This window comes from Lysobacter enzymogenes (assembly GCF_900106525.1).
GTDB lineage: Bacteria > Pseudomonadota > Gammaproteobacteria > Xanthomonadales > Xanthomonadaceae > Lysobacter > Lysobacter enzymogenes.
Genome location: NZ_FNOG01000001.1, coordinates 1 through 13,356, shown reverse-complemented (window position 1 = coordinate 13,356; position 13,356 = coordinate 1). Strand labels below are relative to the sequence as shown.

The window sequence follows — 13,356 nt, the reverse complement described above, 5'->3', positions numbered from 1 at the left end:
TGCCCGGTTGTAACCGGGATAGCACACAGCGGCTTTGCCCTGGCGGCCGGCCCGTCTCACCATAGCGGCCGGGACGCCCGACGCCAGGGTATGGACGGCGCATGGCGGGCATGCGGCGGCGCACTACGGCCCCGCCGCCGCGGCCGGTTTGGCCGTCTGCGGCTGCACCGTGCTGCGCCAGGCGTCGAGGAATTGCCGGCGCTTGAGCGCGTCCAGATAGACCAGCAGGCCCGGCCCGAGCGGGATCGGCCGCAGCGCGCGCACCCGCGCGCCGTCGCCGGCCTGCGGCGCCAGCGGGGCGCCGCTGGGCGAGCGGATCGGCTGCAGGCCGACCTGGCGGGCCAGCACCGCCTGCCCGCGCGGCGACAGCAGATAGTCCAGGAACCGCCCGGCCTCGACCGCGTTGGCGGCCTCGCGCGGGATCAGCGCGGTGCGCAGCAGCACCAGGGTGTAGTCCTCGGGCAGGACGATGCCGAGCGGGGCGCCGGCGTCGATCCGGGCCTGGGCGTAGGAGCCCAGCACGTTGTAGGCCAGGGCCAGCTGGCCGCGGGCGACCCGGTCCAGCAGCGGCCCGGTGCGCTCCTCCAGCACCACCCGGTTGTCGCCGAGCGCGGCCTGCAGCGCCCCGGCCATGCTGCCGAGCTGGTGGTCCTGGGTGGCCAGCAGGTAGCCGACGCTGCTGCGGCCGACGTCGTAGGTGCCGACCCGGCCGGCCAGTTTCGCCGCCGGGTCGCGCAGCAGCGCCAGCAGCTGGCGGCGGGTGCGCGGCACCTGCGCCGGGGCCAACAAACGTTTGTTGTAAACGATGACGATCGGCTCGTAGCTGATGCCGAAGGCCTCGTGCCGCCACTGCGACCACGCCGGCAGCCCGGCGGTGGCCGGCGAGCGGTGGGCCAGGGCGTGGCCGTCGTTGGCCAGCTTGGTCTGCAGGTCCATGCCGCTGCTGATCAACAGGTCGGGGCGTTGCCGTGGCGCGGTGCGCAGGAAGCGGCTGTAGATGTCCTGCGCGACCAGATCCGAATACTCGACCTCGGTGCCGGGGCTGAGCCGTTGGTAATCGGCGATGACCGCGGCGAAGTTCTCGATGTCGGTCGAGCCGTGGATGCGCAGGTGGGCGGTGGTGGTTTGCGGGCTCTTGAAGGTGCGCACGTCGCCGGGTTCGGCCGCGGCGGCGAAGGCCGCAAACGCGAGCACAGAGGCGAGGAACGAGCGAAACGCCCGCCGCCGCACTCTTCCTTCATTCCTCGCCGTCAGCTTCTCGTCCTTCATACCAGCACCCTCGGCAACCGCAACGTCACCACCAGCCCGCCGCCGACGCGGTTGCTCAGATCGATCGTCCCGCCATGCGCCTCGACGATGCGCTTGACGATCGCCAGCCCCAGCCCGGCGCCGCCGGCGGCGGCGTCGCGGCCGCGGGCGAAGCGCTCGAACACGGTCTGCGCGTCGGCCGGGGCGATGCCGGGGCCGTGGTCGGCGATGGTGAGCACTGCGGTCGGCCCCGCCAGCGGCGCGGCGCCCTCGCCCGCCGTGGTCAGGGCGATCTGCAGCGGCGCGCGGCCGTGCTTGAGCGCGTTGTCGATCAGGTTCTTGATCGCCTCGCGCAGCAGCAGCGCGTCGCCGCGCACGCGCGCGACCTCGCTGGTCGCGGCCAGGCGCAGCTCCGGGCGCGGGCCGGACTGCGGCACCGCTTCGAAGATCGCCTGATGCAGCAGCTCGGCCAGGTCCACGGTTTCGAACTGCTGCAGGTTGGCGCGATGGATCGCGCTGGCGTCGCTGAGCAACTGGTTGAGCAGACGGCTCATGTGGCTGGCATTGCGTTCGATGGTCTCCAGGCTGCGGCGCTGTTCGGCCGGGTCGTCCTCGTCCAGCGCCAGCTGCGCCTGCGCGCGCAGCGCGGCCAGCGGCGTGCGCATCTGGTGCGCGGCCTCGCCCATGAACGCGCGCAGGGTTTCGTTGCTGGCCGACAGCCGGGCCATGAAGCGGTTGAGCGATTCCACGGTCTGGTCGAGTTCGGCCGGCACTTCGCGCGCGACCGGGCGCAGGTCGGAGGGATCGCGCTCGGACAGCTCGCGCTCCAGCCGCTGCAGCGGGCGCAGCGCGCGATACACGCCGATCCACACCAGCGCCAGCGCCGCCAGCGACAGCACCACGATGGCGACCAGCGCGCGCAGCACCATGTCGTCGGCCAGCGCTTCGCGCGCGCGCCGGGTCTGGCCGACCTGGACGATGGCCTGGCCCTGCGAGGCCGGCCCGGCGACCCAGCGCGAGACCGCGACGAAGCGGGTGTTTTCGCCGCGGTACAGCGCATCGAACACGCGCGGCTGGCCGTCGCGCGGCAGGCTCGGCGGCGCCGGCAGGTCGGCGTAGCCGGTGATGGTCGGCCCTTCGCGGCTGGAGACGCGGTAATAGACGCGATCCTCCGGCGCCATCGCCAGCAGATCGAGCGCGGCGTACGGCAGATCGACCTGCCATTGGCCGTCGACCAGCGCGACCGAATCGGCGATCGACAGCGCCGAGGAAATCAGCAAGTGGTCGTAGGAACGGTCGGCGGCGGCGCGGCCGTAGCTGCGCGCGGCCAGGAACAGCAGCGCCGCGCCGATCAGCGACAGCGCGCCGAGGTAGATCAGCAAGGTCTTGCGGATCGAATCGCGGCGTCCGGCCGCGGCACGCGCGGGTTCAGCCATCGGCGCCGCCTTCGCCGGCGCCGGCGTCGTTCGAACCGGCCTCGATCATGTAGCCGGCGCCGCGCACGGTGACGATGCGCAGCGGCGCGGCCGCCAGCTTCTTGCGCAGCCGCCCGACGTAGAGCTCGATCGCATTGGGCCCGGCTTCGTCGTCGAAGCCGAACAGGCCGTTGCCGATCTCGTCCTTGCTGACCACCTGGCCGAGCTTGCCGATCAGGATTTCCAGCAGGCGGAACTCGCGGTTCGGCAGTTCGACCGCTTCGCCGTCGAGCGTGACCCGGTGCGCGCCGGCGTCGAACGCGAAGCCGCCGACCTGCACCACCGCCGCGGCCTGGCCGCGGTTGCGCCGCAGCAGCACCCGGCAGCGCGCTTCGAACTCGCGGAAATCGAAGGGCTTGCTGAGGTAGTCGTCGGCGCCGGAATCGAGCGCGCGCACGCGGTCGTCGATGCCGTCGCGCGCGGTCAGCATCAGCACCGGCGTGGCGTCGCCGCGATCGCGCAGGCCGGCCAGCAGGCCCAGGCCGTCGAGCCGCGGCAGGCCGATGTCGAGCACGATCAGGTCGAAGCTCTGGTAGCGCAGCACGCTGTCGGCCTTGAGGCCGTCGCTCTGCCAGTCCACGGCATGGCCGTCGCGGCGCATGCGCCGGACGATGGCGTCGGCCAGATCCGCGTTGTCCTCGACCAACAGGATGCGCACTCGATGTAGTCCTCGCGTCTGCTCGAAGTCGGCTGCGGTGGTTCGAATCGCGCCGAAGGCCCTGGCTCGTCATCCCCGCGCAGGCGGGGATCCAGGGCTTCACCGTGGCATGACTCTGAAGTCTCTGGATCCCCGCCTTCGCGGGGATGACGAGCCAAAGCGTGCGCACGACGGGCAAAAGCACTGGAACGACAAACGAAAAGCCACCGGGCGATGACAGGTCTTTGACAGCTTCGAGCGCCTAGCCTGCGCTGGAGGGGTTGGGAGAGCCGTCCGGGCCGACCCAACTATAAGCGCCCACCGCGCCGTTGTGCGCGGAAAGAGGCGGGAAAAGAAGGGTCGGGAGAGAAATCGATGGCTGTTGCCCCCCACGCCGGCGCGTGCGTCGCGCTGTGCCTGCTCGCCGCGTGCGCCGCCCCGGCGGCCGCCGCCGAAGGCGACGACGAACGCCCGGTGACCGCCGAACTCGGCGGCCGCATCCACTGGGATTTCGCCGAGTTCGACAACGACCGGCGCGGCGCGCCCAATCCCGACGACACCGAAGTGCGCCGGCTGTGGCTGGACGTCTCGGGCAAGTTCTACGGCTGGGGCTACAAGATCGAAGGCGATTTCGCCGGCCTGCAGGACAAGTTCAGCGGCGACAACGTCGAGGCCAAGGACGTCTACGTCACCCGCGATTTCAAGGCCGGCAAGCTGACCATCGGCCAGTTCAAGCAGTACTTCACCCTCGACGACCGGATCAGCTCGAACTACGGCGTGTTCATGGAACGCAGCATGTTCGCCAGCTCGGTCGCGCCGCTGTATCGCCTGGGCGCGGCGTGGATCACCGCGCGCGACCAATACACCATCGGCGGCAGCGTCTACAGCCTGGAAAGCATCGACGTGTGGCAGGTCAAGGGCCGCGCTCTCGGCGCGCGCGGCACCTGGGCGCCGCGCCACGACACCGGCGACACCGTGCACCTGGGCCTGTCATTGGCGCGCGAGTACTACGACCATCCGGGCCGCGACGGCGCCAACGGCCTGCGCATCGCGCCGCGCCCGGCCGGGCATCTGTCCGACAACAGCCGCGCGACCTTGGTCAACTTCAACCGCGGCCTGGACACCGACGTCGACAAGTACTCGCTCGAATTCGCGCTCGCGCGCGGCCCGGTGTACCTGCAGTCCGAACTCAGCGGCGCCGACTTCGACGACGGCAGCCAGCGCGGCGAGATCCGCTCGGCCTACGGCACGCTCGGCTGGTTCGTCACCGGCGAGAACATGCCCTACGACACCAAGACCGGCCGCTTCGGCCGGGTCAAGCCTTCGCGCCCGGGCGGCGCCTGGGTGGTCGCGGCGCGCTACGACACCATCCGCGGCAAGCAGCACCTCAACGGCGCGGCGAACTTCAGCGACGTGTCGATGGAGCAGACCAGCCTCGGCGTGAACTGGCACCTGCGCGCGAACCTGCGCTTCATGTTCGATTGGATCGAAAGCCGCAATCGCGACCGACTCGCGGGCGTCACGCTCGACCGCACGCGCGCGCTGACCGGGCGGTTCCAGTACGACTTCTAGAACAGGAGTGAGCGAAGAGGAGCGCGGAGCGAGCGAGAGCGAACTTCCCTCCCCCACGCTTTCGCTCGCTCCCCGCTCCTCTTCGCTCACTTCCCGCTTCAACGGAGTCTTCAATGCTGACCATCCTCGGCTTCGGCATGGTCCTCACCTTCATGTATCTGATCATGAGCAAGCGGCTGTCGCCGCTGGTGGCTCTGATCGTGATTCCGATCGCCTTCGCCCTGGCCGGCGGTTTCGGCGCCGGCATCGGCGAGATGATGATCGAGGGGATCAAGAAGATCGCGCCGACCGGCGTGATGCTGATGTTCGCCATCCTCTACTTCGGGGTGATGATCGATGCCGGTCTGTTCGACCCCATCGTCAAGCGCATCCTCAAGCTGGTGAAGGGCGACCCGGTCAAGATCGTGGTCGGCACCGCGGTGCTGGCGATGCTGATCTCGCTCGACGGCGACGGCTCGACCACCTACATGATCACCGTCTCGGCGATGCTGCCGCTGTTCCAGCGCCTGCGCATGAACGCGCTCAACCTCACCTGCGTGACCATCCTGGCCAGCGGCGTGATGAACCTGACCCCGTGGGGCGGGCCGACCGCGCGCGCGGCGACCGCGCTGCACGTGGACCCTAGCGAAGTGTTCGTGCCGCTGATCCCGGCGATGGTGGTGTCGCTGCTGAGCATCCTGCTGCTGGCGTGGTACCTGGGCCTGCGCGAGCGCAAGCGCCTGGGCATCGTCACCCTCGACGGCCACGCCGCCGACTGGAATCCCGAGCTCGACACCGCCAGCGACAACCTGCCCACGCTGGCCGACAGCGAGGACACCAAGCGGCCCAAGCTGCTGTGGGTCAACGCGTCGCTGACGGTGGCGCTGATGGCGGCGCTGATCCTCGGCCTGCTGCCGCTGCCGGTGTTGTTCATGATCGGCTTCGCGATCGCGCTGGTGATCAACTACCCCGACCTGGCCGAACAGCGGCGGCGCATTGGCAACCACGCCGGCAACGTGCTGGCGGTGGTGTCGCTGATCTTCGCCGCGGGCATCTTCACCGGCATCTTGTCCAACACCGGCATGGTCGAGGCGATGTCGCGCAGCTTCCTGGCGGTGATCCCCGATGCCTGGGGCCCGTACCTGGCGGTGATCACCGCGATCGCCAGCATGCCCTTCACCTTCTTCATGTCCAACGACGCGTTCTATTTCGGCGTGCTGCCGATCCTGTCGGAGGCGGCCGGGCATTACGGCATCACCCCGGTGGAGATGGCGCGCGCCTCGCTGGCCGGGCAGCCGGTGCATCTGCTGAGCCCGCTGGTGCCGTCGACCTATCTGCTGGTCGGCATGGCCAACGTCGATTTCGCCGACCACCAGAAGTTCACCCTGAAGTGGGCGGTGCTGATCTCGCTGATCCTGATGTTCGCTTCGCTCGCGTTCGCCTTGTATCCCTTCGCCGCTTGATGCCTCTCCTGTAGGAGCGGCGCGAGCCGCGACCGCGACCTCGCGCTTACGACGCAAGCCGAATGTCGCTGTCGCGGCTCGCGCCGCTCCTACAGGGGGCTTACCCACAGGAACCTGATGTCATGACTCTCCGCATCGCATACGTCACCAGCGGCATGGGCAGCCTGGGCACGGCGATCTGCCGCAAGCTCGCCGACAGCGGCCACACCGTGGTCGCCGGCTGCGGCCCGAACTCGCCGCGCAAGGCCGGCTGGCTGCGCGAGCAGCGCGAGTTGGGCTACGACTTCATCGCCTCCGAAGGCAACGCCGCCGACTGGGATTCGACCGTGGCCGCGTTCGCCAAGGTCAAGGCCGAGGTCGGCGAGGTCGACGTGCTGGTCAACAACGCCGGCGGCACCCGCGACGTGCTGTTCCGGCAGATGAGCCGCGACGACTGGAACGCGGTGATGGCCGGCAACCTCAATACCTTGTTCAACATCACCAAGCAGGTGGTCGACGGCATGGCCGCGCGTGGTTGGGGGCGGGTCGTCAACATCGGCTCGGTCAGCGCGCAGAAGGGCCAGATCGGTCAGGTCAACTACGCCACCGCCAAGGCGGCCATGCACGGCTTCACCCGCGCGCTGGCGCAGGAATTCGCCGCGCGCGGGGTCACGGTCAATACGATTTCGCCCGGCTATGTGGCCAGCGCCGCGATCAGCGCGTTTCCGCCGGACGTGCTCGACCGTCTGGCCGCCTCGGTGCCGGTACGCCGGCTCGGCAAGCCGGAGGAAGTGGCGAGCCTGTGCGCGTGGCTGGCGAGCGACGATGCGGCGTTCGTGACCGGGGCGGATTACGCGGTCAACGGCGGTCTGCAGATGGGTTGAAGCGGCGGCGGCGCTTGGTTCGACATCGCGGCGATAACCCGTGTTCCAACTGCTCACCGCCCCCAAAACCCGTCATTCCGGCGAAAGCCGGAATCCATTTTGACTTTGCTTCCCTCACCGGAACAGCATCGTAAGCGAACGAGCAAGATCAAAATGGATTCCGGCTTTCGCCGGAATGACGGATTCGGATTCGGATTCGGGTACGGATACAGCCGCAACCCTTCAGCCGATCTCGCTGAAATCGCCTTCGGCCATGTGATCCAACCGAATCCGGTTGGCGAACAGCGAAAACGCCAGCATCCCCGCCAGCCCGTTGGCGCGGGTGATCCATGCCGGCATCCAGCGCGGCTGCGCCAGCACGCCGGCCTGGAACAGCGGCTCGAAGCGCTGCACGTCGCCCAGGGTCATCTTGCCGGCGAACAGCCAGCGGCACAGGTGCAGCTTCTGCTGGCGCAGCGCCCAGCGGAAGAAGGTGTGCACGCCGACCAGGCCGCGCAGGTACACCGTGTCCTTGGTGAAGGCCGCGCCGCCGCTGGTGGGCACGCCGCGGAACACGCGCTGGGCCGAGGCGAAGCTTTCTTCCGGCGTCTGCCCGGCGTCGATGAAATAGCGGAACACCTGGATGAAGTCGGCGCCGTCCAGCGCCATCGCCACCGCGTCGATGCGCAGGCTCAGCCGCTTCATCCGGCCGATGTCGATGCTGCCGGTGATCTGTTCGGCGAAAGTCGCCAAGCCTTCTTGCGTGGCGGTGCTGCGCGGCGACGACAAGGCGAGACTCGGCAGCACCGGCTGCTCGCGCCCGTTGAGCGCGGTCAGCGAATGCACGAAGGCCTCGTGCTGCAGCAGTTGGTGGCGGTCGTAGTCGCTGAAGGCCGCACCGCTGCGCAGGCGGATGCGGGTGGCGCCGGCGGCGGCCTTGGCGATCAGGTCCGGGTCGAGCACGACTTCGATCACCCGCGCGTCGAAGTAGTCGTCGAGGTCGCGCTGCAATTGCAGGCTCAGCGCGGTGGCCGAAATCTCCACCGTCTCGGCCGGCGACATCAGCTCGCGATCGAGCTCGTTGGCGATGGAGATGAAGTGGTTGGCGGCCTCGCGCGTGCTCGGGCCCTGGCCCGGCAGGGCCACGTCGGGCTTGCCGAACAACTGCACCGAGTAGTCGGCGACCTGGTTGGTGCCCAGGCATTCGAGCAACTGCGCAGCGATGCCCCAGGAATGCGCCGATTCGATCAGGTATTCGCCGAGCGGATGGTCGCGGTCGGCGGCCGCGGCGATCGCCTCCAGCTCGGCGCGCACTTCGCTGAAATCGTGCTTGGGGTAGTGGATCACCGGCGAGACCGCGGCGCCGCGCGCGTAGTCGGCGAGGAACTGCGCTTCCAGCCCGGCCGGCCAGCTCACCATCGTCAGCAGCTTGATCCCGCGCGCGGCGCGGACCATGCGCGCGTCGAGCTGGGCGTGGTGGAGCAGGTCGGGCGACAGGTCGGTCGGGAGGGCGCTCATGCGGCGGCCTCTTGCGGAGGGAGGAAGTGCGGGGAGGGAAACAACGGCGCCGCATGCGGCCAGGCGGCGAGCGGGCGACGCGGCGCGCGCTCAATGCTTCCCATATTTCTCGTCCAGGCGCTTGTTCAAGGCCTTGCCGAGGACTTTCTCCTCGGACTTCTGCGCGCGCCGGCTGGCCAGCTTGTTGGCCGCGCCGGCAACTTCGTCGCGCAGCTTGAGGTAGTTGGCGAAGCGCTGCGGATCGAGCTTGCCGCCCTCGATGGCCGCGCGCACCGCGCAGCCGGGCTCGCGGTGGTGCGAGCAATCGCGGAACTTGCACTGCTCGGCCAGCGCCTCGACGTCGGCGAAGTTCTCGCCGATGTCTTCCTCGCCGGTCGGCTTGAGCTCGCGCATGCCCGGCGTGTCGATCAAACAGGCGCCCGAGGGCAACGGGATCAGCGCGCGATGGGTGGTGGTGTGGCGGCCGCGCGCGTCGCTTTCGCGCACCGCGCCGGTCTTCATCTTTTCGATGCCGAGCAGGCTGTTGGTGATGGTCGACTTGCCGGCGCCGGAGGAGCCCACCAGCACCACGGTGCGGCCCGGGCCCAGCCACGGCGCCAGCGCCTCGCGCACGCTGCCGTGGTCGCGCGCGTTGACCGCGCGCACCTGCACGCCCTGGCTGAGCTCGACTAGCGCATCGGTGGCTTGGGTCACCGCGTCCGGGTCGGCCGCCAGCGCCGCGTCGGCCTTGGTCAGCACGATGACCGGCTCCGCGCCGCCGCGCACCAGCAGCAGATAGCGCTCGATCCGGCGCGGATTGAAGTCGGCGTCCAGCCCGCAGACCACGAACACGGTGTCGATGTTGGCCGCGATCAGCTGCTGCTTGTAATGCTCGCCGGCCGCGCCGCGCTTGATCGCGCTGTGCCGCGGCAGCAGCGCCACGACTTTGTCGCGCGAACCCGAGCGCTCGATCAGCAGCCAGTCGCCCACGCCGGGGCGCTGTTCCGGCGGGAACCGCGGGCGCTGCCATTCGGGCAGGGAATCGACCGGGAAGCCGGCGCTGTCGGGGCCGTCGGACACCACATAGCCGCTGCGGTGCTGCTCGATCACCCGGGCCGGGCGGGCCTGGGGCTGTTCGGCCAGAAGCTGCTGCCAGGCCGGGTCGGCCGGCAGCGGAGTCTCGCCCGGGCGGGCCTCCAGGGGCCAGCCGATCGCCTGCAGGGCGGCCAGCTCGGGGGTCAAAGGCGCGGGGGGCGGATGGGCATGGCGCGATTCTACATAGGCCGCCGCAGGGTTTCGCTGCCGCCGGCCGGCCGGACTTTGCCGGAAACCGCTTGCAGCCGCCGCCGCGGCGGCCGGCGCGGCGAAGTTGTGCGCCAAGTCGGCCCCCTGGCCCCTGCGCAACGGCGATTCAGGCTGTTTACCGGGGCGGATTCGGCTAGGCTGGGCGTTCGCCCACTGCCCTTTCCGCTCCGATGTCCCAGCCGCCTTTGAAAACCCGCGAACGCCTGTCCGAAGTCCGTTACGAAATCCGCGGTGAACTGGCCCGGCGAGCTCGCGAGTTGGAAGCCCAGGGACGCAAGCAGATCAAGCTCAACATCGGCAACCCCGGCGCCTTCGGCTTCCGCGCCCCGGAACACCTGCAGCGCGCCATCGCCGAGCGCATCGCCGACACCGACCCCTACACCCACCAGCAGGGCCTGCCGGCCGCGCGCGAGGCCATCGCCGCCTTCTATAAGCGCCGCGGCACGCCCAACGCCTCGCCCGAGCGGGTGTTCGTCGGCAACGGCGTCAGCGAGCTGATCGACCTGTCGCTGCGCGCCCTGCTCAACCCGGGCGACGAAGTGCTGCTGCCCTCGCCCGACTACCCGCTGTGGTCGGCCGCGACCATCCTCAACGACGGCCGCCCGGTGTACTACCGCTGCCAGCCGGAGAACGGCTTCCTGCCGGATCCGGACGAGATCGAGCAACTGGTCTCCAGCCGCACCCGCGCGATCGTGCTGATCAACCCGAACAACCCGACCGGCGCGGCCTATCCCCGCGCGCTGATCGAGCGCATCGTCGCCATCGCCGCCAAGCACAAGCTGCTGCTGCTGTGCGACGAGATCTACGACTCGATCCTGTACGGGGACGCGAAGTTCGAGCCGGTGGCGCCGATCGCGGGCGATCTGCCGTGCTTGAGCTTCGGCGGCCTGTCCAAGGTGCATCGCGCCTGCGGCTGGCGGGTGGGCTGGGCGGTGCTGTCCGGCGATCCCGTGGTCACCGGCGAGTTCCACCACGCCATGGACCTGCTCGGCGCGCTGCGCCTGTGCGCCAACGTGCCGGGCCAGTTCGCCATCGAAGCCGCGCTCGACGGCGCCGACACCATCACCCCGCTGTGCCAGCCCGGCGGGCGCCTGTTCGAAGCGCGCCGCGCGGTGATCGAGGCGGTGGAGGCGAGCAAGCACCTGCAACTGGTCGCCCCGGCCGGCGCGCTGTACGCCTTCCCGGCGGTGACCGGCGCGGCCGCGCAAGGCTTCGACGACCACCGCTTCGCGCTGGAACTGCTGGAAACCGAGGACGTGCTGGTGGTTCCGGGTTCGAGCTTCAACGTGCCCTACCGCAATCATTTCCGCGTCACCCTGCTGCCGCAGCCCGAGGACGTGCGCGAGGTGTTCGTGCGCATCGAGCGCGTACTCGACCGCCACGTCGAGCGCGCCGGCGCCAACCGCGCCGCCGTCGCCTGAGCGCGGCGGCGATGGCGCGCTCCTACCTGGCGCTGGGCGACAGCTACACCATCGGCGAGGCGGTCGCCGAATCGGGCCGCTGGCCGGTGCAACTGGCCGCCGGCCTGCGCCCGCACGGCATCGAGCTGGACGCGCCGCGCATCATCGCCACCACCGGCTGGACCACCGACGAACTGACGCTGGCGCTGGATCTGGCCGAACCGCTGGGCGAGTGGGACTTCGTCAGCCTGCTGATCGGCGTCAACAACCAGTACCGCGGCCGCAGCGCCGCGCAATACGCCGGCGAGTACCGCGAACTGCTGGAACGCGCGATCGGCTACGCCCGCGGCCGCCCCGAGCGGGTGCTGGCGCTGTCGATCCCCGACTGGGGCGCGACCCCGTTCGGCGCCCAGGACAAGCGCGGCGCGGCGACCATCGGCGCCGAACTGGACGTGTACAACATCACCGCCGGCGAGATCTGCGCGCGCCACGGCGTGGCTTTCGTCGACATCGCGCCGCTGTCGCGCGAACTGGCGTCCGACCCGACGATGCTGGCCGAGGACGGGCTGCATCCCTCGGCGCGGATGTACGCGCGCTGGACCGAACGGGCGCTGCCGGTGGCGCAGGGCCTGCTGGGCCGCGACTGAACGCGGCGCCGGCGCCGAGACGTTTTTATCGGTAATCCTGCTGCCGCGGTCGTCGGCTCCGGCATCCGCGCCGGTTCCCGCGCGGCCCCGGCCGATGCCACACTGCGGGTACCGGCGACGACGACGCCGGAGGATGTACGCCGAGGATGAGTTCAGCGGTACAAGCCATGCCCCCCGGCCAGGCCGTGCGGATCGCGCGCGCCTACCTGCCCGAACACCCGCTCGGCAATCGCTGGGACTACTACTACAGCCGCGCCAAGCTCGGCAGCGACCCGCTCTATCCGGGCGTCAGCCAAGCCCTGCGCGGCACCCGCGCGCCGCTGCTCGACCTGGGCTGCGGCCTGGGCCTGCTGGCCCACACCCTGCGCGCCGACGGCATCGCCCTGGACTACCGCGGCGTCGACAGCGACGCGGCCAAGATCCGCCGCGCCGGCCGCGCCGCGGCGCGAGTCGGCCTGAACGAGGCGCGCTTCGCGGTCATGGACCTGGCGCGCGAACTGCCCGACCACCGCGGCAGCGTGGCGATGCTGGACGTGCTGCAGTTCATCCCCTACCCCGCCCAAGCCCGCGCGATCGACGCGATGATCGCGATGCTGACGCCCGGCGCGCGCCTGGTGATCCGCACCGGCCTGGACGACGGCACCGGCCGCGCCCGCATCACCCGCGCAGTGGACCTGTTCTCGCGCGCGCTAGGCTGGATGAACGCGATGCCGCGCTATTACCCCGACGGCGAAGCCTTGAAAACCCGCTTGCAAGCCGCCGGCCTGCGCGTCCAATTCACCCCATTGTTCGGGCGCACGCCGTTCAACAACTGGCGGATCGTCGCGGCGAAGGATTGAGCCGGGCGGTAGCGGCGGTACCGATTGCGTTTGCGCCAACGCAACGACGACGACACACCACGAGCCCGTCATTCCGGCGAAAGCCGGAATCCATGTTGCTGTTGCCGTTGACCTTAGCTCCCCCCGCCGCCCCGAACTCGCCACAGACAACCGTAGACCCGAAGGGCGGCGCGCAGGACGCGCGCCGTGCGCCACCCAGGCCATGGATGGCCTGTGTGGCGCATCCCCGCGCCCGCTCCGAACCTTAGTGGCTCTTGATTCGAAAACAAGGAAAGCGCCTTTCTTTGGTTACTTTCTTTGGCAAGACAAAGAAAGTGACCCGGCCGCTTGCGGACGGAAGCTGTTGATCTTGGCGGGTCGTCGCTCGTTGCTACGACAGAAGCACAAACAACATCAAAATGGATTCCGGCTTTCGCCGGAATGACGGCGTGAAGGTTGCGAGCTTCGGGAGA

At 69.8% G+C, this 13,356-nt stretch carries 10 protein-coding genes and 1 pseudogene; 6 read left to right on the top strand and 5 right to left on the bottom strand.

Going from position 1 to position 13,356, the window contains the following annotated elements:
• Positions 1–123 precede the first annotated feature (123 nt).
• From BLU84_RS00055 to BLU84_RS00045, 3 genes are read right to left on the bottom strand one after another with little or no spacing between them, the layout of a single operon-like run.
• Positions 124–1,269, bottom strand: a complete 1,146-nt coding sequence (locus tag BLU84_RS00055; RefSeq protein ID WP_083382199.1) for an ABC transporter substrate-binding protein — start codon at positions 1,267–1,269, stop codon at positions 124–126.
• Positions 1,266–2,684, bottom strand: coding sequence for a sensor histidine kinase (locus BLU84_RS00050; protein WP_074861564.1), 1,419 nt, complete (start codon positions 2,682–2,684; stop codon positions 1,266–1,268). The genes BLU84_RS00055 and BLU84_RS00050 overlap by 4 nt, the downstream gene beginning before the upstream one ends.
• A complete protein-coding gene (locus BLU84_RS00045) occupies positions 2,677–3,381 on the bottom strand; it encodes a response regulator transcription factor (protein ID WP_074861563.1) in 705 nt (234 codons plus the stop codon). Before BLU84_RS00045 ends, BLU84_RS00050 begins: the two co-directional genes overlap by 8 nt.
• A 354-nt stretch (positions 3,382–3,735) precedes the next feature.
• Between BLU84_RS00045 and BLU84_RS00040 the strand changes: the two genes are divergently transcribed.
• From BLU84_RS00040 to phbB, 3 genes and pseudogenes are all read left to right on the top strand, one after another.
• Complete coding sequence (locus BLU84_RS00040; protein ID WP_074861562.1) at positions 3,736–4,932, top strand: OprO/OprP family phosphate-selective porin; 1,197 nt, start codon at positions 3,736–3,738, stop codon at positions 4,930–4,932.
• 104 nt (positions 4,933–5,036) lie between these two features.
• A pseudogene (locus BLU84_RS00035) lies at positions 5,037–6,374 on the top strand (CitMHS family transporter); the annotation flags it as partial.
• Positions 6,375–6,496: 122 nt separating this feature from the next.
• Positions 6,497–7,237: an acetoacetyl-CoA reductase gene (gene phbB / locus BLU84_RS00030; RefSeq protein WP_074861560.1), complete on the top strand. Its 741-nt coding sequence runs from the start codon at positions 6,497–6,499 to the stop codon at positions 7,235–7,237.
• 222 nt (positions 7,238–7,459) lie between these two features.
• Here phbB and BLU84_RS00025 read toward each other — a convergent pair whose 3' ends face one another.
• On the bottom strand, positions 7,460–8,734 hold the full coding sequence (locus tag BLU84_RS00025) for a flavohemoglobin expression-modulating QEGLA motif protein (RefSeq protein WP_074861559.1): 1,275 nt from the start codon (positions 8,732–8,734) through the stop codon (positions 7,460–7,462).
• Positions 8,735–8,824: 90 nt separating this feature from the next.
• A complete protein-coding gene (gene rsgA / locus BLU84_RS00020; RefSeq protein ID WP_074861558.1) occupies positions 8,825–9,955 on the bottom strand; it encodes a ribosome small subunit-dependent GTPase A in 1,131 nt (376 codons plus the stop codon).
• A gap of 233 nt (positions 9,956–10,188) precedes the next feature.
• Between rsgA and BLU84_RS00015 the strand changes: the two genes are divergently transcribed.
• From BLU84_RS00015 to BLU84_RS00005, 3 genes are all read left to right on the top strand, one after another.
• Complete coding sequence (locus BLU84_RS00015; protein WP_074861557.1) at positions 10,189–11,439, top strand: aminotransferase class I/II-fold pyridoxal phosphate-dependent enzyme; 1,251 nt, start codon at positions 10,189–10,191, stop codon at positions 11,437–11,439.
• Between the two features lie 11 nt (positions 11,440–11,450).
• Positions 11,451–12,065, top strand: coding sequence for an SGNH/GDSL hydrolase family protein (locus BLU84_RS00010; RefSeq protein WP_074861556.1), 615 nt, complete (start codon positions 11,451–11,453; stop codon positions 12,063–12,065).
• A 167-nt stretch (positions 12,066–12,232) separates the two neighbouring features.
• Positions 12,233–12,904, top strand: a complete 672-nt coding sequence (locus BLU84_RS00005) for a methyltransferase domain-containing protein (protein ID WP_074861555.1) — start codon at positions 12,233–12,235, stop codon at positions 12,902–12,904.
• Positions 12,905–13,356: the final 452 nt, after the last annotated feature.